The 20,334-nt window shown below is 67.2% G+C and carries 16 protein-coding genes and 1 tRNA gene; 4 read left to right on the top strand and 13 right to left on the bottom strand.

From position 1 onward, the window contains the following. Window positions 1-858 precede the first annotated feature (858 nt). Together J8I82_RS18540 and J8I82_RS18545 are read left to right on the top strand one after the other, a co-directional pair. Entirely contained in the window at window positions 859-1,137 is a 279-nt protein-coding gene (locus J8I82_RS18540) for an HU family DNA-binding protein (RefSeq protein ID WP_012354324.1), read from the top strand. A gap of 261 nt (window positions 1,138-1,398) precedes the next feature. Beyond that, a complete protein-coding gene (locus tag J8I82_RS18545; RefSeq protein ID WP_209760077.1) occupies window positions 1,399-2,394 on the top strand; it encodes a DUF2272 domain-containing protein in 996 nt (331 codons plus the stop codon). A 54-nt stretch (window positions 2,395-2,448) separates the two neighbouring features. Here J8I82_RS18545 and dinB read toward each other — a convergent pair whose 3' ends face one another. The 3 genes from dinB to J8I82_RS18560 all read right to left on the bottom strand — a co-directional run bounded on the left by dinB (window position 2,449) and on the right by J8I82_RS18560 (window position 5,758). Beyond that, a complete protein-coding gene (gene dinB, locus J8I82_RS18550; protein WP_209760079.1) occupies window positions 2,449-3,552 on the bottom strand; it encodes a DNA polymerase IV in 1,104 nt (367 codons plus the stop codon). A gap of 47 nt (window positions 3,553-3,599) precedes the next feature. Then, window positions 3,600-4,502 carry an EamA family transporter RarD gene (gene rarD / locus J8I82_RS18555; RefSeq protein WP_209760081.1) on the bottom strand — a complete coding sequence of 301 codons (903 nt, stop codon included), beginning with the start codon at window positions 4,500-4,502 and terminating at the stop codon, window positions 3,600-3,602. 119 nt (window positions 4,503-4,621) lie between these two features. Continuing rightward, window positions 4,622-5,758, bottom strand: a complete 1,137-nt coding sequence (locus tag J8I82_RS18560) for a TRAP transporter substrate-binding protein (RefSeq protein WP_209760083.1) — start codon at window positions 5,756-5,758, stop codon at window positions 4,622-4,624. A gap of 533 nt (window positions 5,759-6,291) precedes the next feature. Here J8I82_RS18560 and J8I82_RS18565 point away from each other — a divergent pair. Continuing rightward, on the top strand, window positions 6,292-8,019 hold the full coding sequence (locus tag J8I82_RS18565) for a carbohydrate porin (protein WP_209760382.1): 1,728 nt from the start codon (window positions 6,292-6,294) through the stop codon (window positions 8,017-8,019). Here the strand turns inward: J8I82_RS18565 and J8I82_RS18570 are convergent. Continuing rightward, window positions 8,003-8,770: an aquaporin gene (locus J8I82_RS18570; protein ID WP_209760085.1), complete on the bottom strand. Its 768-nt coding sequence runs from the start codon at window positions 8,768-8,770 to the stop codon at window positions 8,003-8,005. The two genes, J8I82_RS18565 and J8I82_RS18570, sit on opposite strands and share 17 nt — an antisense overlap. A gap of 380 nt (window positions 8,771-9,150) precedes the next feature. Here J8I82_RS18570 and J8I82_RS18575 point away from each other — a divergent pair, with 380 nt between their 5' ends. After that, a complete protein-coding gene (locus tag J8I82_RS18575; protein ID WP_209760087.1) occupies window positions 9,151-10,932 on the top strand; it encodes a diguanylate cyclase in 1,782 nt (593 codons plus the stop codon). A 7-nt stretch (window positions 10,933-10,939) separates the two neighbouring features. Here J8I82_RS18575 and J8I82_RS18580 read toward each other — a convergent pair whose 3' ends face one another. The 9 genes from J8I82_RS18580 to def form a co-directional block, all read right to left on the bottom strand. After that, complete coding sequence (locus tag J8I82_RS18580; RefSeq protein WP_209760089.1) at window positions 10,940-11,404, bottom strand: hypothetical protein; 465 nt, start codon at window positions 11,402-11,404, stop codon at window positions 10,940-10,942. 285 nt (window positions 11,405-11,689) lie between these two features. After that, window positions 11,690-11,765 (bottom strand) — tRNA-Phe (locus J8I82_RS18585). Window positions 11,766-11,825: 60 nt separating this feature from the next. After that, window positions 11,826-12,536 carry a response regulator gene (locus J8I82_RS18590; protein WP_209760091.1) on the bottom strand — a complete coding sequence of 237 codons (711 nt, stop codon included), beginning with the start codon at window positions 12,534-12,536 and terminating at the stop codon, window positions 11,826-11,828. Window positions 12,537-12,590: 54 nt separating this feature from the next. After that, complete coding sequence (locus J8I82_RS18595; RefSeq protein WP_209760093.1) at window positions 12,591-15,026, bottom strand: sensor histidine kinase; 2,436 nt, start codon at window positions 15,024-15,026, stop codon at window positions 12,591-12,593. Further along, window positions 15,023-15,937, bottom strand: coding sequence for a DUF4390 domain-containing protein (locus J8I82_RS18600; protein ID WP_209760095.1), 915 nt, complete (start codon window positions 15,935-15,937; stop codon window positions 15,023-15,025). Before J8I82_RS18600 ends, J8I82_RS18595 begins: the two co-directional genes overlap by 4 nt. Before the next feature lie 9 nt (window positions 15,938-15,946). After that, window positions 15,947-17,362, bottom strand: a complete 1,416-nt coding sequence (rsmB, locus tag J8I82_RS18605) for a 16S rRNA (cytosine(967)-C(5))-methyltransferase RsmB (protein ID WP_209760097.1) — start codon at window positions 17,360-17,362, stop codon at window positions 15,947-15,949. 180 nt (window positions 17,363-17,542) lie between these two features. Next, window positions 17,543-18,403: a zinc metalloprotease HtpX gene (gene htpX / locus J8I82_RS18610; protein WP_209760384.1), complete on the bottom strand. Its 861-nt coding sequence runs from the start codon at window positions 18,401-18,403 to the stop codon at window positions 17,543-17,545. 182 nt (window positions 18,404-18,585) lie between these two features. After that, window positions 18,586-19,599, bottom strand: a complete 1,014-nt coding sequence (fmt, locus tag J8I82_RS18615) for a methionyl-tRNA formyltransferase (protein WP_209760099.1) — start codon at window positions 19,597-19,599, stop codon at window positions 18,586-18,588. Window positions 19,600-19,775: 176 nt separating this feature from the next. Next, window positions 19,776-20,282 carry a peptide deformylase gene (gene def, locus J8I82_RS18620; RefSeq protein ID WP_209760101.1) on the bottom strand — a complete coding sequence of 169 codons (507 nt, stop codon included), beginning with the start codon at window positions 20,280-20,282 and terminating at the stop codon, window positions 19,776-19,778. Window positions 20,283-20,334: the final 52 nt, after the last annotated feature.

Consider the following 20,334-nt stretch of genomic DNA (forward strand, 5'->3'; position numbering starts at 1 on the left):
ACGCCTCCTTCTGTGGAAAAGCACGCGGATTCGATGTGGGCTGCCTGGGGCTCGCATGGGGATGCCTCGGGCATAAGTCGGAGGTGTTTACCGCGAGACCTCATCCGGAAGGCTGACTCATCCACTGAGACCAACACTGGATACGACCACTTCTCGTTTACGTAAACCATTGACGGCAAAGACGTTTACGTGGTTTTCCACAGGCAGGGGCGCTGTTTACCTACTACCACTATCTGTATACATGAAAGAAAGATGTAAACCGAAAGACAGACCCAGGGCAGCGGCAGGCGTCCGGCACGTATACCCCGTGACCGGGGTTGCCGTATACGCGCGGTTGAACGACACGACGCGGACTCGGGCATGCATCAGCTGAATACACCTCTCAGACGTGAGACCACAGTGCCCAACCCGCATGCAACATAGTGCAGTTGAGCGGTGGGGCTTCTGAGCGCGTGCAGGCGCGTTTACGTACTGACGGCTTCCCCAGGCCCCGTCGCCATCGCAGAGGGGCTGTAAACGCCTCTGCAGCGCTCTATGGCCATGTAACGCCCTTTAGGGGGGCTATCTACCTGGCGGTATTGCTGCCTGCCAGTGCAGCCCCATGTGGCAGCCCCTGCGCTCGATGCGAGGCGTTTGCGCCACAACGGCGGCGCTCAGAACCTGCCCTGCCGACGCGTCGATTTGCCGCCAGCCACGGCCTGATGCGGCCTGGCGCAACCCTGCAGGTAACAATCTGTTCCCGGTGCGCCTTGTCCGACACGGTATCATGTGGCCCGCGGCGTCTTTGCCGGGGCGGCGCCAGCCTGGCTGCTGCCGACCGGCACGCCTGTGTTTTATCAACTCGATACGGAGTGAAGCATGACGAAAACCGAACTGATCGACGCTATCGCAGCCGGTGTGGACGGTCTCACCAAGGCCAAGGCAGAACAGGCACTGAACGTGACCCTGTCGGCCATCATGGACGCCGTGGCCAAGGGCGATACGCTCAGCCTCATCGGCTTTGGCACGTTCAGCAAGGGCGAGCGTGGCGAGCGCATGGCGCGCAACCCGCGTACCGGTGAAGAAATCAAGGTGGAAGCCGCCAAGACCGTGAAGTTCAAGGCCGGCCAGAAGTTCAAGGACGCTGTCAACCAGTGAGCCTGACGGGCTGCATTGCACGGCCCGTGTTTGTTTGACCCCGCCATGCCGCCGCCGGCCGCAAGCTTCGACCAGGGCGCAGGTGAGCGCCAGGCGGGGGACGTTATCCACAGCAGGGATCGACGATTTCTGCAGTATCCGCCGCATCGCTGAAGCCGTTGCCGAAGCGGTTGCGCGCCAGGTCTTCCAACAGGCGTCCAGCCAAGGCCGATGCAGGGCCGCTGCCAGGCCGGACAGGGCGCCGAGCCATGTGGGGCTTCCATGTTCGCCCGTCCATTGCGCCGCAGATCTACACAGCGTTATGCACAGCGCTTTCCACAGCGGATTCCACAGGTTTCTCCACAAGCCATTTGCGCCGCCGCGGCACTGGCGCTGCTGAGCGCCTGCACCACGGTCAGCGAACCCGCGCGTCCGCAGGCACGCCCGCTGCCCGACAACGAGCGGCCCGTCACCACGCCCGGCGCCACGCCGCGCGAGCGCATCGTCGAGATCGCCACGCAGGAATGGTCGCGCTGGGGCGGGCAGGTGGTTCGCCTCGGCCGCGACGACAGCGCCTGCGTCACCTACAGCCCGGTGCCGGCGCCAGAATTACCCCCGGCCCTGCCTGAACCGCCGGAGGTGCAACCCGACGACAAGGCCGATACCGGAGCGCCCGCCAGCGGCACCAGCGCCGACACCGACAGCAATAACGTCAAGTGGCCTCGCGCCGATTGCATGACCTTCCCGGACGGCACCGGCATGGAGGCCACGCCGCTGGGCTGCACGCTGGCCCGGCGCTACTGGGGCATCGTCGGCGAAACCCCCAGCTGCCGGCAGGTCACACAAGGCGCGTGGGCGTGGTCGGCGGTGTTTATCTCCTGGGTGTTGCGCAAGGCCGGGCTGGACGAGCAGCAGTTCCTGACCGGCCAGTCACATTCGATGTACGTGGTCGATGCACGCGACGGCATCCTTGCCCATCCCGCCTTCCGCATCGAACCGGTACCGGCCATGCCCCGCCCGGGCGACATCGTCTGTTCTGGGCGTGGACGCGACCGCTACCTCGAGGATGTGGCCGAGATCGGCTTCGGCACCACGCCGATGCATTGCGACATCGTGGTGGCCGTCGATCCGGCAGCGCGGGTGGTGCGTGCCATCGGCGGCAATGTCCAGCAATCGGTATCGATGGAGGAAATCGAACTGGGCGTTTCGGGGCGGATCGACGGCGTGACCAACTCGCATATGCCGTGGGTGCTGGTAATGCGGAGCAACCTGCAATAGGCACCGATTCAATCAGCTTGAATAATCATTCGATGGAAAAATTTCGCCTCCCGATTATTCACGTGAATAATCCTGGCGCTGGTCGAACAGTTCGAGCTGCGACTGATCCCGGTCGCTGGTCGCCACCCCTACCCCCAGCAACCGCACCGGCAGCCCGCGCCGGGCGTGGCCTTCTGCCAGCAGGCGCGCATAGACCGTGCGGTCGGGCGCATGGCCGCGACATTCCACCGTGGTCTGGCGGAAGTCCGAGAAGCGCAGCTTGACCGTCAGCTTGTCAATGGTGCCGTGCGCCTGCGCGCGGGCAATGCGCGCCTCGAGCATGGCGATCAGCGATTCCAGTTCGGCCAGGCATGCCTGCAGGTCGGGCAGGTCGTCGGCATAGGTCTCTTCCACGCTGATCGACTTGCGTTCCCGCTCGGGCGTCACCTCGCGCTCGTCCACGCCGCGGCACAGCTTGTAGAGCCGCGTCCCGAACGCGCCGAATTCGCGGTGCAGCCGGTCCGGCGACCACGGTCGCAGGTCGGCGCAGGTTTCCGCGCCCAGCCGCCGCAGCTTGGCCGCGGTGACCTTGCCGACCCCGTGGATGCGATCGACCGGCAGCGCGGCGACAAAGGCATCGACCGCCGCCGGGCGGACCACGAACAGCCCGTCGGGCTTGTTCCAGTCGCTGGCGATCTTGGCGACAAATTTGCTGGGCCCCACGCCGGCCGAAACGGTCACGCCGACCTGGTCGCGCACGCGCTCGCGGATTTCTTCGGCAATGCGGGTGGCGCTGCCGGCATGGCGCGTGCAGAGGCTGACGTCGAGATAGGCTTCGTCCAGCGACAGCGGTTCGACCAGCTCGGTGTATTCGCGATAGATCGCAAAGATCTGGCGCGACACCTCGCGATATTTGTCCATGGCCGGTCGCAGGATCAGCAGATCCGGGCAGCGCTTGATTGCCTGCGCCGACGCCATGGCCGAGCGCACGCCGAACGCCCGCGCTTCGTAGTTGCAGGTGGCGATCACCCCGCGCCGGTCGGGCGAGCCGCCCACGGCCATCGGCCGGCCGCGCAGCGACGGGTCGTCGCGCATCTCGACCGAGGCGTAGAAGCAATCGCAGTCGCAATGGATGATCTTGCGCTGGACCGGGGGCGTGGCATCAGGCGGCGCGGACATGGCCGGACAGCAAATTTATCTACGTGAGGAATGGGCGATTCATTATTTTAAATAGATTCATTTGTCGCCTGGATGGGATCGGCCTTTTGCCGACTATTCACCCACAACCCTTCCACCGCATACAGCGCCAGCGAAATCCAGATGAGCGCGTAGCCAACCTGCTTCTGCGCGGGAAACGGTTCATGCCACAGCCACACGCCCAGCAGCAGCTGCAACGTCGGCCCGGTGTATTGCAGCAGGCCCAGCAGCGACAGCGGGATGCGCCGCGCGCCGGCGGCGAAGAACAGCAGCGGCACCGCCGTCACCGGCCCGGCCATCAGCAGCAGCAATTGCGTACCAGGTGCTGCGTGGGTGAAGCCGTCCTGCCCCGCGGTGAACAGGTAGGCCAGCATCGCCGCGGCAAAGGGAAACAGCAGCAGCGTCTCCAGCGACAGTCCTTCGAGCGCGCCCAGCGCTCCCGTCTTGCGCAACAGCCCATAGCCGCCGAAGCTGGCCGCCAGCCCCAGTGCGATCCAGGGCAACTGGCCAGCCGCCATCGTCAGCCACGCCACGCCGGCCGTGGCCACCGCAATCGACAGCCATTGCACCGGGCGCAGCCGCTCGTGCAGGAAGACCACCCCCAGCAGCACGCTGAACAGCGGATTGATGAAGTAGCCCAGGCTGGCATCGACCACGCGGTTCGCCGACACCGCCCAGATATAGAGGAACCAGTTGGCGCACAGCAGCGCCGCGCTGGCGCCGAACGACAGCAGCAGGCGCCGGTCCCTCAACTGCCCGAGCCAGGCCCACTGGCGCCGCCAGGCCAGGATCAGCCCCAGGAACACCAGCGACCAAACCATCCGGTGCAGCAGGATCTCGGTTGGCGCAATGCCGGGCAGTGACTTGATATAGAGCGGGAGCAGCCCCCAGATGACATAAGCCAGGAGCGCGTAAAGGATGCCGATTTGCATAGGGAATTCCGGTCGATGCCGGCGATTCTACCGGCGCCGGGGAAAGCTCGCCGGGCAACAAAAAACCCCATGCCCGCGGACAGGCATGGGGTTTGTGCCCGGCACCGGCCGGAATGTGCTTAGAGCTTGCGCGCGAAGCTGAACTGCGAGTAAGCCTGCTCGGCCACGTTGAACCACGCCGCCTCGTTGTTGCGGAACACGCGCCAGTCGTCGTAGATCTTCTTGAACGACGGGTTCTTGGCGGTCTCGTCGGCATAGGCTTCCTGGGTCGCCTTGAAGCACGCTTCCATGATCTCCTTGGAGAACGGACGCAGCTTGACGCCGTTTTCCAGCAGGCGCGCCAGCGCCTGCGGGTTGACCGTGTCGTACTTGGCCATCATGCTGGTATGCGCCTCGATGGTCGCCGTTTCCAGCGCGCGCTTGTACAGCGCCGGCAGCTTCTCGAACTCGCTTGCCGAGGCGTAGAACGACAGCTGCGCGCTGCCTTCCCACCAGCCCGGGTAGTAGTAGTACGGCGCCACCTTGTAGAACCCCAGCTTCTCGTCATCGTACGGGCCGACCCATTCGGCCGCGTCGATGGTGCCCTTTTCCAGCGCGGGGTAGATGTCGCCGCCGGCGATCTGCTGAGGCACCACGCCCAGCCGCGACAGCACCACGCCGGCGAAACCGGCGATACGGTACTTCAGGCCCTGCAGGTCGGCCACGGTCTTGATTTCCTTGCGGAACCAGCCGCCCATCTGCGCGTTGGTATTGCCGCCCAGGAAGTTGACAACGTTGTATTCCTTGAAGAACTCGCGCATCAGCTTCATGCCGTTGCCCTGCAGCATCCAGGCGTTCTGCTGGCGCGCGGTCAGGCCGAACGGCACGGTGGTGTCGAAGCACAGCGTCGGGTTCTTGCCGAAGTAGTAATAGCCGGCGGTGTGGCCGATCTGCACGGTGTTGTTCTGCACCGAATCCAGCACCTGCAGGCCCGGCACGATCTCGCCTGCCGCGAAGACCTTGATGTTGAACTTGCCGTCGGTCAGTTCCTTCACGCGCGTCGACAGCAGCTCCGAGGCGCCGAAAATGGTGTCGAGCGACTTGGGGAAGCTCGATGCCAGGCGCCATTCCACGGCCGGGTTGCTGCCGACCACGGCCGGTGCCGCCGGACCGCTGGCGGCGGCAGGCGCTGCCTTCTCTTCCCCCTTGCCGCACGCGGCCAGTGCCCCGGTGGCGGCCACGGCCGACGCCTTCAACAGAAAGGAACGACGTTCCATCTCTACTTCTCCTCTTATAGATTTTGGTTCGGATGCAAGCGCGGCTCGCTTGGTGCCAGCGCCAGACCGTGACGCACATGCCGCCGGCGATCGTGTCGATAGGCGGCCTGCGCACGCTGTGCCTGTTGCGAACGGGCACGGCGGCGTGCCCTGCACGGCCGGGACTTGCGTCGCGCGGCGAGGGCTGTCTTACCCGAAAGACAAGCCAGCCGATTATAGCGGTGGCCCTTTCGGCACGGAGCATCGCGCCAATGCGGGTTTTCGCTAGTCGATTGCGACAGGCAGCGTGTGATTTTCGCATTGTGAGACGGGCAACACTGTGATGGATTTTGTAACCCGGCTTGCGGTCAAATGGACCGGCTGATAAAAAACAGTCCCCGCCTTCGGCGGGTTTTGTTTGCTCCAGCCGAGTGATCAGCCCGCTGGAATCGTCGTTTGCCTTGTTGTCTGCCGTGCCGTCCGCCTTGCTGACCTCCTCCTGCCGGCTTGCCGCCGAACCGCCCTGCCTGCGCGCTGTCGCCGGGCATGGTGGCGTGCCCCTGCGCCGCATCGGCTTTGCCGTGCTGGCGGCCTGGGGCCTGGCGGCGTGCGCGCAAACGGTCGCCCCATTGGCTGCCGCCCCGGACGACGGCACGCAGCCCCCGCGCATTGCGCAGCGGCCGGCGGTGCCGCCAGTGGTGCTGGCCGCGCCTGCGGCGCAAGTCGCGCAAGTCGCCGCGGAGGCCGCGCCGGCAGCCACCGCTGCCCAGGACGATCCGCTGGCGGCGCTGATCGCTGGCGATGCGCCCCCGGCTTCCAGCGTGATCATCCCCGCTGCAGGGCCCGCAGCGTCGGCTGGGATTTCACCGGCAGCCGCGCAGTCCGAAGGCGGCGCCCCGGCGACCGTCGCCACCACCGGCGCTGCGGATCCCGCTTTCGCAGGACCGCCGGAGCCCACGGCGCCGGCACCGCCGCCGCTCGTGCTGTTCCCGCCACGCCTGGGCGAATTCCAGGCGGATCCGCCGGCCGCGCCGCCCCCGGCAAGAGCCGAGGCCTCTGCGGAGGCCGCTGGCGATGCCACCACGGCGCCAGCGCCTGCCGAGTCGCCTTCCGAAGCGCCGCCTGTGCTGCGCTCGCAACTTCCCGCCGACGATCCCGCTGGCGACTCGGTGTGGCGCCTGGGCTACAGCGGCCGCGCCGCCGTCGAAGACCGCCCCGCGACCATGCGCGCCTGTCCCGGCGGCGCGCTGTCCACGGGCATCGGCAGCGGTCTGGCCTGCCGCAGCGCCGGCGAAGTGAAATTCCGCGAGTCGGTGCTCGACCTCGATGGCGGTGCGCAGGTGATGCTGATCGCCCAGGCGCGCGGAACCGACGCCACCACCGTCAACGGCCGCCCCGCCGCAGTCGATCCCTACGCGCTGGTGCCGCAGTTCTATACCGCCGTCAGCGGCCTGGCGGTGCTGGACGGCGCCACCATGTGGGCCGGCCGGCGCGACAATGCGCCGTTCCTGATGTCGTCCGGCCTGCTGCCGCCCAATTCCACGGCGATGCGCTTCGGCGTCGACAACGCCAAGGTGATCGGCGACATCGGCCTGAACTACCAGTACACCGCGCGCGCGGACCAGAACGGCCAGAACCTGCCGAGCTACCACTCGCTGCGCACCGCGCCCATCCCGACCAATGACAAGGGCTCGGTGCAGCTGGGCTTCACCCGCGTCGAAGCCCAGCCCATGCTGCAAGACACCGGCGGCGCATGGTGGGCTTCGGCGCTGCACGAGCAGAAAGGCGTGCTGTACGGCACCAATCGCCTGGGCATGCAGTTCGGCTCAGGGTCGCGCAATGCCATGACCGGCTACACCGGCATGGGGCCGTCGCTGTCGCGCATGCGCGTGGCGGAATCGATCGAATGGAAGGGCCGCTCGGGACTGGGCGGCGCGGTGGAACAGAGCCTGCAGTTCGACCGGTCGCCGGTCGGCACGCTGCAGTGGACCACCACGCGCGTACGCCCCGCCTATGTGGCAAGCGACCAGTTCCGCCTGAATTTCGAGGTATCGCACGACCAGATTTCGTCGGGCTTTGGCGTCAGCGGCCAGCGCACCGCGCTGACGGTGGCGCCCACGCTGACGCTGGGCAAGTCGGCCGGCAACGCCAACCTGCGCGCGTTCTATACCTACAGCCGCGCCAGCGACGTGGACGGCATCGGCTATACCGCGCCGGCCGACGCGTGGGCCTCGCAGGCCAGCGGTTCGATCTTCGGCGTGCAGCTCAATCGGCGCTGGTAGCACCCGCCTGCCAGCTGCGCCGCGTGGAAGCGGCGGTGGTTGCGCTGTCGGCCCTTGCAGGATTTGACGCAGGTGCCGCGCCCCCCGCGGGTGCCGGCTTGCGGCACAGCCAGTGGAACACCAGTGTCGCCGCCAGTCCGCCGCCGAGCTGCGCCAGCACGAAGCCCGGCACATCGACCGGCCGGATCCCGGTGAAGGTATCGGTCAGCGCGCAGGCAATGGTGAGCGCCGGATTCGCGAACGACGTCGACGACGTGAACCAGTAGCCCGCCGTGATATAGCCCGCCACCACGAACGGCACCAGCTGCGGCCGGCTGCGCAGCGTGCCGATGCCGACGCCGACCAGCCCGAAGGTCGCCACGCATTCGCTCCACCACATCGACGCGCCGGTACGCGCCTGGCCAGACCACGCCAGCGCCGGTTCGCCGAACATCGCATGCGCGGCCATCACGCCGCACACGGCGCCGGCCAGCTGCACCGCCACGTAGCGCAGCGCATCGCGCGGCGGCAGCGTGCCCTGCACCAGCGCGGACAGGCTCACCACCGGGTTGAAATGCCCGCCCGACACCGGACCCAGCGAGACCAGCAGCGCCACCAGCCCGGCGCCGGTGGCCAGCGAATTGGCCAGCAGTGCCAGCGCGGTATCGCCGGCGGCAAGGCGCTCGGCACGGATGCCCGAACCGATCACGATCGCCACCAGCAGCGCCGTGCCCAGTCCCTCTGCCACCAGGCGGCGGGCGCGCGTACTCATCGCTGCGCTCCGATGCCAGCGCAGCGGCCGGCAGGCGAGCGCGAGGCAGCGGCCATGAGTGCGGGACGGACTGGGAAAATTTGCAGCGGCAAGATCGGCAACGTCGCCTGAGACGACGCCCTCATACGGTGGCATTCAGCGGGGATTTCCGTGCGCGGCGCCAGGTCCCGCGCGGACGCGACAGTGTTCCGCCGGCGCCCCGCAGCGTCAATGCGCGGCGGCTTTGTTGTGTGCTGACGCCGGGTATCGAATCGACACCGCGGACTGGCTCTCGTCTACACTAAGCCAGTCTGCACGGCCAGCACATCGACATCGCGCGCCTGCTCGCCGCAAGCCAGGTCAGGCCACGACCCGTGACCGCACCGACAGGAGCCCGCCCCATGTGGCGACGTTTGCTGCCGCAGCCGCGCTGGCTGCCCCGCCTTGCCGTCATGCGCCCGCAACGGGTCGTGCTGGCTTGCTTCGGCGCGGTGTTCGTGATCACGCTGGTGGTCGCCGCGCGCGAGCTGTACCTGGTGCGCGAGCGCGTCATCGGCGAGCGCCAGCATGCGTTGGTGCTGCGCGCGCTGGCCGTCGACGCGATCCTGTCCGCCGAACGCCGCCGCCTGTTCTTCCTGCGCGACTTCTCCGAGCACCTGTTGGCGCTGTACGCCAATGTCGGCACGGCCGATGCCGATATCGAGCGCGCCTATGCCGCCCGCAATGACGAGGTCTGGCAGTTGCCGCTGCCGCGTGGCGATGCGCCATTGATCGGCGTCAGTCCGAGCAGCCTTGCCGGCCTGCCAGGCTTTGCCCGTCGCGACGCCGACCTGAAGTCCGACCTGATGGTCGGCCGCACGCTGAGCCAGCTGCTCGGGCTGGGGCTGCGCGGCGACCTGATCCAGGGCAATGCGCTGTTTATCTCGTCCAATGGCTTCTTTGCCATCTATCCGCCGCAGGATCCTGCCAGGGCTGTCCGGCTAATGCGGCGATTCGACAGCATGGACTACTACCGCGGCCACATGCCGGCGCAGAATCCGACCCGCACGATGCATTGGGCGCCGCTATATACCGAATTCGAGGGCGCGCGCGTGCTGACCACGATCAGCATCCCGGTCTATGCCGGCAGCCAGTTCCGCGGCGTGATCGCCGTCGACGTCGCGCAGCAGCGCCTGCACGAGCTGCTCGGTGCCGCCAGCGTGCCGGGCACGGTGCACTACATGGTCAATGTGCACGGCGACGTGGTGTCGTCATCCGGCAGCGGGTTCTCCAGCCTGCAGAAATGGCCCGAGGCCGTGCCGGGAGACTGGTCCGGTCATGGCGTGTCGGAACTGTTCGCACGGGGCGCCGGCATGCTCAGCCACAACGGCGACCTGCTGTTCTTCCAGCGCGCCGGGCAAAGCCCGTGGCTGGTGGTCGACGTGCTGCCGCTGTCTGCGCTGGCACCGGCGATGTTCAGGCGATTGAGCGGACCCCTGCTGATCGTCTGGCTGCTGTTGCCGCTGCTGCTGTGGGTCACGATGCGCGTGGTCACGCAGCTGTTCGACCACTACCTTGCGCTGGGCGAGAAGCTGCAGGAACTAGCGCAGCAGGACCCCCTTACTGGCCTGTCCAACCGCAGGCATTTCCGCGCCAGCTTCGGGCGCGAGGCCAGGCGGCAGCAGCGCGGCGGTACCGCACTGTCGCTGCTGATGATCGATATCGACTTCTTCAAGAAGGTCAACGACCGCTGGGGCCACGCCAGCGGCGACCGCGTGCTGGGCGCGCTGGCGCAGGCCCTGCGCGGCACGCTGCGCGGGTTCGATCTGCCCGCGCGCCTTGGCGGCGAAGAGTTCGCCGTGATGTTGCCGCAGACCGGCCTGGCCGATGCGGTGCGGATCGCGGAGCGCCTGCGCGAGGCGATCGCCGGCTGCGCGGTGGCGGCCGAGCCGGAAGCCGAGCCCGAGACCGATCCCGCGCTCCATACCGGAGACGCGGGAGCCGCGGGCCCCGAGCGCGTGATCCGCTTCACGATCTCGATCGGCGTGGCCGAATCGCCGGCCGATGCCCCGCTCGCGCTAGACGCGCTGCTCGCCATTGCCGACCGGCGCCTCTACGATGCCAAGACGCACGGGCGCAACCGCGTCGTCAGCGACGACGGTCTGCATGCGGGCGAAGCAGATCTATCGGAGTGGTCGACCTGAGTTCGCTTCAGCGCAATAGGAACGCGATATCGTCGACGCCGATCTGCGACACCGGGATGCCCTTGCGGCGCTGGAACAGGATGTGCTGCTGCACGCGGCTGCGCTGTTCGGCGAAGACCGCCGGATCAATCGGCGTACCCAGTCGGATGTAGTGCTGCACCAGCAGTTTGTAGGCGCGATGGCGCACCTGCATGGCCTCGGCCTCGGCACGCAGCCGACGCATCTCGGCCGGACTGCGGTCCACCGCCTGGTGCAGTTCATCGACGGTGCGGGCATGGAGTTCGCGATAGACGTCGCGCTCCGCCTCGGCCTGGTGCAACGCGTCGCGCAACTCGCGGATCTTGCGCTGCAGTTTCAGCGTCTGCGTCACCGCCTGCTGCACCTTGCCGGCCGCGCCCAGCGCCTGGCTCGCCGCGGCCATGGTGCTCTTCCACAGGCCGCGCTCGCCGCCCGTCCCGATCAACGTATCCATCTGGCCCCCGGTAGAAAGGACTCCACTGGGCCGGGTACCGCATTATTCTGCAGCCGAGTGCGGTTCGCCGGCGCGCGACGCGCTGCCAGGTGGCAGGGCGTCAGGCAATCCTAGAGATACCTATAACGGGTGCCAAGTAGAAGATATTTACTTCTGGATTGGGTGTTGTGTTACCGGCAAAGACATTGGCCTTGTATCAGCGCGCCGGACGAATGATTCAGACGAACAATCGACACGGCTTCCCAAAGCAAAAAGCCCGGCTGCAAGAGCCGGGCTTTCTTATTCTGGTGGCCTGGGACGGAATCGAACCGCCGACACAAGGATTTTCAATCCTCTGCTCTACCGACTGAGCTACCGGGCCAAAGAAGCGAAACTATAACCGTTGTTTTAGCCGCCGTCAAGCGACATCTGCATCACTGGCTCACTGCTCGGCCGGCTCAGGCTTGTTGCGGCCCAGTTCGACGCCGAGCTGCTTGAGCTTGCGGTAGAGGTGGGTACGCTCCAGCCCTGTCTTTTCAGCCACGCGGGTCATGCTGCCGTGTTCGCGCAGCAGGTGGTACTCGAAATAGGCGCGCTCGAACAGGTCACGCGCTTCGCGCAGCGGCATGTCGAACGAGAACTGCATCTCGGCCTCGGGCACGCGCGCGGGGCTGCCGTTGGTGGCAGTCTCGGTTGCGGCTTCCGGTGCGGCAGCGGTGCTGGCGGAATCGGCCGAAGGGACGCTTGCCGGCGCGGCAGTGGTGGTGGGAGCGCTGCGCGGGCGTTCGATGCCGCGTGCCAGGCCCTGCTCTACCGCGGACAGCAGCTTCTGCAGCGCGATCGGCTTTTCCAGGAAATTCAGCGCGCCGATCTTGGTGGCCTCGACCGCGGTGTCGATGGTGGCATGGCCCGACATCATGATGACGGGCATGGTCAGCTGGCCCTGCGCGGACCATTCCTTGAGCAGGCTGACGCCATCGGTATCGGGCATCCAGATATCGAGCAGCACGAGATCCGGCGTGCCGGCCGCGCGGTATTCGCGCGCCTGCTGCGCGTTCTCCGCGAGTTCGACCACGTGGCCTTCGTCGCTGAGGATCTCCGAGAGCAGCTCCCGGATTCCCATTTCGTCATCGACTACGAGGATGGTTGCCATACTTCCCCTCTTAACCCCACCGCAGCGTTCCGGGACCGGATCGCCAAAAGTTGACTATGCCAGTTTAACGAACAGGATCGAGATCTGTGCACCGACGACCTCCGCACCTTCCATGCGATTGCGCAGCTCGATGCGCGCACCGTGTTCGTCAATGATCTTCTTTACCATCGCAAGCCCGAGACCCGTGCCCTTGGCTTTGGTGGTCACATAGGGCTCGAACGCACGGCTCAGGATCCGTGGTGCAAAGCCGGGACCATTGTCCGCAATGGTGAGCTTGACGGCCTGCCGGTTTTCGCCGGCAGAATCTTTGTATTCTACAGTCTCGGTGTTCAGAGTGATATGGGGCGCCGCCCTACCCGCCGCGACGTTCTCGGCGGCCGCATCCTGCGCGTTTTGCAGCAGGTTGTGGATGACCTGCCGCAGCTGCGTAGGATCGCCCTTGATCTCGGGCAGCGCAGTGCCCAGCGCCGGATGGATCACCGGATGCTCGTGCAACGCGGGATCGTCGATGCCATACAGATGCAGCACCTCTGACACCAGGCTGTTGAGCTGCAGCGGGTGCAGCACCGCGGGCGGCGTGCGCGCGTAGTCGCGGAAATCGTCGACCATGCGCTTCATCGCCGCCACCTGGTTGACGATGGTGGCAGCGCCGCGCTTGAGCACGTCGACATCGGTGCCTGCCAGCTTGGGCGAGAGCTTCATCTGCAGCCGCTCGGCCGACAGCTGGATCGGCGTCAGCGGGTTCTTGATCTCGTGCGCGAGGCGTCGGGCCACTTCGCCCCAGGCTACCGAGCGTTGAGCGGAAATCACATCGGAAATATCGTCGAAGACGATGACGTAGCCGGGCTCGTCCCGCTCGCCACCGGGCAGCCGCGCGCCGCGCACCAGCAGAGTCAGCGGCTGTTCGTCCATGCTGCCGTGGCCCTGCGGCAGCTCGATCTGCTTCTGCCAATGCTCGGCGCCGCCCAGCACCTCGCTGGTGTTCTGGTCCGAGAACGCCTGGCGCACGATCTCGCCGAACGGGCCCATCCCCGGGATCTGTTCCACCGGCAGTCCGAGCACGGCGCCGAACGGCTGGCGGAAGATGCGCTCGGCGCCGGGGTTGGCGGTGATCAGCACGAAGCGCCGGTCGAATACCAGCACGCCCGCGGTCAGGTTCTGCAGCACGCTTTCAAGGTAGGCCTTGGACTGCTCCAGCGCCGCGCGGTTTTCTTCGACCGCCAGGCGCGCCTCGGCTAGCTGCCGCGTCATCTGGTTGAACTGCTGCGTCAGCATGCCAAGCTCATCGCGGCTCTTCAGTTCGCGCTTGGGCGACAGGTCGCCCTCGGCCACTTCCTTGGTCCCCTGCAACAGCATCAGCAGCGGCCGCGCCAGCTGGCCGCCGAGCAGCAGGGCCAGCATCACCGCGATAAAGACCGCGAGGAACAGCGTCAGCGTCAGCGTCCCGATATACATCTTGCGCAGGCCAGTGCGGCCCAGCGCTTTCTCCTGATATTCCTGGTAGGCGCGCTGCACTTCGTCGGCATTGCGCGCGAGTACCGCCGGCACCGGGTGCAGCACCTGCAGGTAGCGCTCCTCGCGCACGGTCTCGCCGACCAGGCCGAAGCCGCTCGACGGCGATTCCTCAGGACGGCGTTCCACCGACAGGCCCGACCCGGCCCAGCGCGAGCGCGGTGTCGCGCGCGGCGTGCTCGCGGCCATCTGCTCCTGCGCGGTGGTAGGCGCCGCGCCCAGCGGGATGATCACGCGCAGCCGGTACAGGGGGCTGCCGTCGGCGCGTTCAGCGCTCTGGCCGTCCTGTGCCGGATCGGTGCCGCCTTCGACCGCGGCGTAGCCGCCCGCCAGCCGCGCCTGCTCGGCCAGTACGCCCGAAGGCAGGTCGGGCACCAGCGCAGCGTAGTTGCTCGATGCGGTCGCCAGCACGCGGCCGCTGCCGGTGAAGATTGCCGCCTCCTGCACGCCATACTGCTCGCGCAGCCGGCTCAGTTGCAGCGACGTGGACACGCCCGACGAACCGGCAAGCTGCTCGGCCATCAGCCGCGACTTGCCCTGCAGGTCGGCCAGCGCGCTGTCGATGGTGGAGCGGCCCAGATTGAGGCCGGCTTCGAGCGCGGTCTCCACGCGCACGTCGAACCAGGACTCGATGCTGCGCGAAACGAACTGCAGCGACACCAGGTAGATCAGCACGCCCGGCAACACGCCCACCACGCCGAAGAACACCGCGAGCTTGGTCATCAGCCGCGTGCCGAACTTGCCGCGGCGATAGCGCAGCCACAGCGTCACCGCGAGCGCGCCGATGGTCAGCACCAGCAGCGCGCCGATCACCAGGTTCACCTTGAACAGCAGCGTGAAATAGCGATCGAAGAATTCCGTATTGGCCGACGCCCCAGCCAGCAGGCCGACCAGCACCAGCGCCAGGAACACGATGATGCCTGCCACGACGCGATACAGCACGCGCCGGAAACGGCTGTCCCACAGGGAAGTGTTCATGGCTGGCTGGAGGCGGGCAGCGGCGGCTGCGCCAGCAGCGCGGTCGATAGCGCGGTCGATACCGCCTGCACGAACACGGTGTTGCGCGGGTCCGCCGCGGCGGCGGGTGCGCCCGGGGCAGACGCGGGCGCAGGCATGGGCATTGGCGCGGCAGGTGAAGCGGGCAGCGGCGGCGAGGCCGGCGGCGGCGCCGGAATCGCTGGCACCGGCACCGGCGTTGGCACCGCGTTCAGGTCCGTCGGTACGGTGTAGATAAAGCGCCGCCAGTCCGAAGCCAGGTTCCAGTCACGCGTATTGACCGCATTGATCTGGAACGGCTTGGGCAGTTGCGACAGGTCCAGCCGCATGCGCACCTGCGCGTGATAGCTTTCGCCGGGCTTGACCGCGTTGCGCTCGAACACGCGCCAGCCGCGTACCCGCTGGACAAACTGCAGCGCGCTCTTCAGCCGCGAGAACGGCAACTGCAGGCCGCCGGTGGAAATACGGTATTGCCGCGTCAGCGGCTGGTAGGACAAGCGCACGCTGCGGCTGGTGTTGACCGGCTTGTCGTCGAACCAGTACCAGCGCGGCCGCGTCAGCTCGAAATCGATCACGAAATAAAGGGAAATGCCCTTGTGCAGGGCGTCTTCCAGCGCGGGCGGCAGGTCAAATTCGAAGCTCGCGGCCAGATCGAAACCGCCGTCCTGGTATTCGATGCGAGCCTCGGTGGCCTCGATCACCTGCGCGTTGGCAGCAGGCGGCAGCCACAGCAGCAGCGCCAGCGCGAGCATCAGCACCACCCGCATGCACGCCGGCAGATACGACCGCAGTTGCGGCCGCAGGTGCATCGGCAGTTGCGTCCGCAGTTGCGTCATTCCCGTGGCGAAATCCACGATAACGCGGCAGTCTGACGGGCGCGGCGTGCTCAGCATCGGATCAGATCAGGCGCGTTTCTGGAAGCGGGCGTAGAAGAAGCCATCGTGATCCGATGGCAGGCTGGCGTGGCCGGGGTCCTTTTCACCTTGTTCGCCGGCCGGAGGCGTTGTCGTACGGGTGCCGGGCAGCAGTTGCCCCGGCGCCTGCAATCGTATCGCATCTGCCAGTTGTGCACCAAACCAGCGCGCCTGCTCCTCGCCTTCCGTTGGGAAAATAGAACACGTGACGTAGACCAGGATGCCGCCCGGCTTGAGCAGCGGCCACAGCTGCGACACGATGCGGCGCTGCTCGGTGATCAGCTTGGCGATATCGGTTTCACGGCGCAGCCAGCGGATATCGGGATGGCGCCGTACGATGCCGGATGCCGAGCACGGCACGTCGGCCAGGATGCGGTCGAAGGGCTGGCCGTCCCACCAGTCGGCGGGCCGGCTGGCATCGCCTACCACGATGCGGGCCTGCTTGCCGAGGCGCGCGAGATTCTCATTGATGCGCGTGGCGCGCTGCGGGTCGCTTTCCACCGCGGTCACGTCGATGTCGGCAAGCTCCAGCAGGTGGCCGGTCTTGCCGCCGGGCGCGGCGCAGGCATCGAGCACGCGCATGCCGTCGGCCACCTCGAGCAGCGGCGCGGCCAGTTGCGCGCCGGCGTCCTGCACCGACACCGCGCCTTCGGCGAAGCCCGGCAATTGCGTCACCGGCACTGCGCGTACCAGGCGCACGGCCTGCGGGCCGACCACGGTGCCGGCGAGGCCGGCATTGGCGAGGTCGGTCTGGTATTGCTTCACGCTGACCCGCGCGGTATTGACGCGCAGCGTCATCGGCGGGCGCACGTTGACGCTCGCGGCGAGATCGGTCCACTGCTCCGGGTACGCCTCGCGCAGCATGCGCAGCCACCACGGCGGCAGGTTCCAGCGCGCCTGTTCGTCGCGGTTGACCTCTGCCAGCAGCGCCTTGCGCTCGCGCAGGAAACGGCGCAGTACCGCGTTGACCAGTCCGCGCGCGTGCGCGGTCTTGGGTTCCGACGCGGCTGCACTGACCGCCTGGTCGACCACCGTGAAGGTGCTGTAGCCGGCGCGGCCGGGCGCGCCCTGTGCCGCGTCCTGGTTGTCCTTGTCTTGCCGCTGGCCCGGTGCCTGCTCGAGCAGCAGCGCTAGCGCCACCGCCAGCAGCGAGTCCACCTGCGCGCCGGGCGGGCGCGTGACCAGCCTGGTCACGAGCGCACGCGCGGTGCCGAACTGGCGCATGGTGCGGTAAGCGATGTCCTGCAGCGCGCCACGCGTGGCGGCATCGCGCACGCGGTCCAGGCGCAGCTGCGCGGCGGCGTCCTCGATCGCCTGCGGCAAGGCGGTGCCTTCGCTGACGGCGCGAACTGCGGCGGCGGCGCCAAGCATCTGGAAGGCAAGCGAATCGGGAGGCAGGCGCATATCGGTCAGGCAGCGGGTGAGGCGGCAGGTAAGTCGTGAATGGGTGGGCAGCCGGGCGAGGACAAGAAAAATGCCCGCTGGTCCATGTTTAAACCAGCGGGCAGTTTACCTTGTGTGGGGGCCGCGCTCCGGAATTGCCGCCGCAACGGCTCCCTGGTGGGCCCGCGAACTCCCGCCCGGTCAGGCGGGATAGGTCCCGGTCTGAGCCATCTGCATCAGGCGCGAGATGCGTTCCTCGGTCGCCGGGTGGGTCGAGAACAGGTTGGCAATGCCGCCGCCGGAAAGCGGGTTCATGATCATCATCTGCGCCGTGGCCGGGTGCTCCTCGGCCGCCTGGAACGGGATGCCCTGCGCATAGCGGTGGATCTTGTCCAGCGCGCTGGCCAGCGCCTGCGGGTCGCCGCTGATCTCGGCGCCGCCGCGGTCGGCTTCAAATTCGCGCGCGCGCGAGATCGCCATCTGGATCAGCGAGGCCGCCAGCGGCGCCAGGATCGCCACCGCGATGCTGGCGATGGGATTGGTGCGGTTGCCGTTCTCGTCGCGGCCGCCGAAGAACATCGCCATGTTGGCCAGCGCGGAAATGGCACCGGCCATGGTCGCGGCGATGGTCGAGGTCAGGATGTCCCGATGGCGCACGTGCGCCAGCTCATGCGCCATCACGCCGCGCAGCTCGCGCTCGGACAGCACGCGCAGGATGCCGGTGGTCGCCGCCACCGCGGCGTGTTCCGGGTTGCGGCCGGTGGCGAATGCGTTCGGCGCGTCTTCATTGATCAGGTAGACGCGCGGCATCGGCAGGTTGGCGCGCTGCGCCAGCTCCTGCACCATGCCGTAGAACTGCGGCGCGGTACTGGCGTCGACTTCCTGCGCGTTGTACATGCGCAGGACCATCTTGTCCGAGAACCAGTAGGAAAAGAAATTCATGCCGAGCGCGAGCAGCAGCGCCATCATCATGCCGCTGCGTCCGCCGATCATGCCGCCGATGACGATGAACAGCGCCGTGATGGCCGCCATCAGCATGAAGGTCTTGACCCAGTTGAACATTGCGGTGATCTCCATGTAGTGGACCGCGCCGGCCGCTGCAAGACTTTGCAAAACATGCCGGCGCGATGACCGTTAGATAGTGGCCAACACCAGAAAATTCAACTGTTTGCGGACGATGCTACCTAGCCGCCGCACCATGGCGCATGACGCACACGAAGCGGTTGCCGCGCTGATTAGAGCGATTATGCCTGCGCCGCGCCATTGCCGGGCACCGCGCAGCGCGTGCCCGGCGGCAGCGGCATGGCCTGCAGAAACTGCTGCGCCGGCTGGCGCCGCCCGCCCGGTTTCTGCAGTTCGGTAACCTGCAGGGCGCTGCCGTCGCCGCAGGCGATGATGATGCCGCCGGCATCGGCCGCCAGCACCGTGCCGGGCGGATGCGGCAGGCTGCTGGCCGCGGCCAGCGGCAGCGCCTGCCAGCACTTGATGACGGTATCGCCGACCTGCACGGTGGCGCCGGGGAACGGGTTGAAGGCGCGCACCTGGCTGGCCAGCGCCGTGGCCGGGCGGCGCAGGTCCAGCGGCGCCTCGTCCTTGGCGATCTTCTCGGCATAGGTGACGCCGGCCTCGGGCTGCTTCGTCGCCGCCAGCGCGCGGCCCGCGGCCAGTTCCTGCAGCGCGGCGACGGTCATGCGCGCGCCCAGCGCGGCCAGCTTGTCGTGCAGCGTGCCGGTGGTGTCGTCGGCACCGATCGGCACGGCTTCGCGGGTGAGCATGTCGCCGGTGTCCAGGCCTTCGTCCATCTGCATCAGCGTGATGCCGGTCTCGGCATCGCCGGCCTCGATGGCGCGGTGGATCGGCGCCGCGCCGCGCCAGCGCGGCAGCAGCGAGCCGTGGATATTGAGGCAGCCCAGGTGCGGCAGCTCCAGCACCTCGGCGGGCAGGATCAGGCCATAGGCGGCGACCACCATCACGTCGGGGGCGAGCTCGGCCAACGTGTCCACGGCCGCTGCGGCCTCTTCCGGATACTTGCCCTGCCGGCGCAGCGAACGGGGCTGGAGCACCGGGCCGAGCCCGTTGGCCACCGCGTACTGCTTGACCGGGCTTGCCTGCAATTGCATGCCGCGGCCCGCGGGCCGGTCCGGCTGCGTCAGCACGGCCACCACGGGAAAGCCGGCGGCGTGGATGGCTTCAAGCGCGACGCGCGCGAACTCGGGCGTGCCGGCAAAGGCGACACGCAGGGGTTGGGCTTGGGACATGGCAGGTTCCGAGGTGAATACTGGCTGAAAGCGCGGGCTGAAAGCGCAACCGGCCGCTATCGCGGCCGGTACGTTTGTTCTTCGGAAGTCATAAAGATATCAGACCCCGTGCGCGTGTCGAGCGCAGGCGGCGGATTTCGCTGTGCTGTTACATCTTCGCGCGGAGGCCGCGCGGCTTACATGCGTGTGCGTTCGCGCTTCTGCAGCTTGCTCTTGATGCGGTTCAGCTTCAGCGGCGACAGGTACTCGACGAAGACCTTGCCGCGCAGATGGTCGATCTCGTGCTGGATACATACGGCCATCAGGTCGTCGGCGTCCAGCTCGAAGGTCTCGCCCTTCTCGTTGAGCGCGCGCACGCGCACGCGGTCGGGGCGCTCGACGCGGTCATAGATCTCGGGCACCGACAGGCAGCCCTCTTCCCACACCTTGCGGTTGTCGCTGGCCCAGACGACTTCCGGATTGATGAAGACCTGGAGCTGGTCGCGCGTTTCGGAAACGTCGATCACCACCACCTGCTCATGGACGTTCACCTGCGTCGCGGCCAGGCCGATGCCCGGTGCTTCGTACATGGTCTCGGCCATGTCCTTCACCAGCTGGCGGATGCGGTCGTCCACGGCCGCGACGGGTTTCGCGACGGTGTGCAGACGGGGATCGGGGTAGGTCAGGATGTCGAGTTTTGCCATGATGCTAGGGCGCAACGCCCGCTTGAGCGAGCGGCCCTGCCGCGTTGCGGCG

Source organism: Cupriavidus consociatus (genome assembly GCF_017814975.1).
Lineage (GTDB): Bacteria > Pseudomonadota > Gammaproteobacteria > Burkholderiales > Burkholderiaceae > Cupriavidus > Cupriavidus consociatus.

Excerpts from the sequence above, each read along its gene's own strand:
- J8I82_RS18540 (WP_012354324.1), top strand. The coding sequence starts at position 859 with ATGACGAAAACCGAACTGATCGACGCTATCGCAGCCGGTGTGGACGGT.
- J8I82_RS18545 (WP_209760077.1), top strand. The coding sequence starts at position 1,399 with ATGTTCGCCCGTCCATTGCGCCGCAGATCTACACAGCGTTATGCACAG.
- dinB (WP_209760079.1), bottom strand. The coding sequence starts at position 3,552 with ATGTCCGCGCCGCCTGATGCCACGCCCCCGGTCCAGCGCAAGATCATC.
- rarD (WP_209760081.1), bottom strand. The coding sequence starts at position 4,502 with ATGCAAATCGGCATCCTTTACGCGCTCCTGGCTTATGTCATCTGGGGG.
- J8I82_RS18560 (WP_209760083.1), bottom strand. The coding sequence starts at position 5,758 with ATGGAACGTCGTTCCTTTCTGTTGAAGGCGTCGGCCGTGGCCGCCACC.
- J8I82_RS18570 (WP_209760085.1), bottom strand. The coding sequence starts at position 8,770 with ATGAGTACGCGCGCCCGCCGCCTGGTGGCAGAGGGACTGGGCACGGCG.
- J8I82_RS18575 (WP_209760087.1), top strand. The coding sequence starts at position 9,151 with ATGTGGCGACGTTTGCTGCCGCAGCCGCGCTGGCTGCCCCGCCTTGCC.
- J8I82_RS18580 (WP_209760089.1), bottom strand. The coding sequence starts at position 11,404 with ATGGATACGTTGATCGGGACGGGCGGCGAGCGCGGCCTGTGGAAGAGC.
- J8I82_RS18590 (WP_209760091.1), bottom strand. The coding sequence starts at position 12,536 with ATGGCAACCATCCTCGTAGTCGATGACGAAATGGGAATCCGGGAGCTG.
- J8I82_RS18595 (WP_209760093.1), bottom strand. The coding sequence starts at position 15,026 with ATGAACACTTCCCTGTGGGACAGCCGTTTCCGGCGCGTGCTGTATCGC.
- J8I82_RS18600 (WP_209760095.1), bottom strand. The coding sequence starts at position 15,937 with ATGCTGAGCACGCCGCGCCCGTCAGACTGCCGCGTTATCGTGGATTTC.
- rsmB (WP_209760097.1), bottom strand. The coding sequence starts at position 17,362 with ATGCGCCTGCCTCCCGATTCGCTTGCCTTCCAGATGCTTGGCGCCGCC.
- htpX (WP_209760384.1), bottom strand. The coding sequence starts at position 18,403 with ATGTTCAACTGGGTCAAGACCTTCATGCTGATGGCGGCCATCACGGCG.
- fmt (WP_209760099.1), bottom strand. The coding sequence starts at position 19,599 with ATGTCCCAAGCCCAACCCCTGCGTGTCGCCTTTGCCGGCACGCCCGAG.
- def (WP_209760101.1), bottom strand. The coding sequence starts at position 20,282 with ATGGCAAAACTCGACATCCTGACCTACCCCGATCCCCGTCTGCACACC.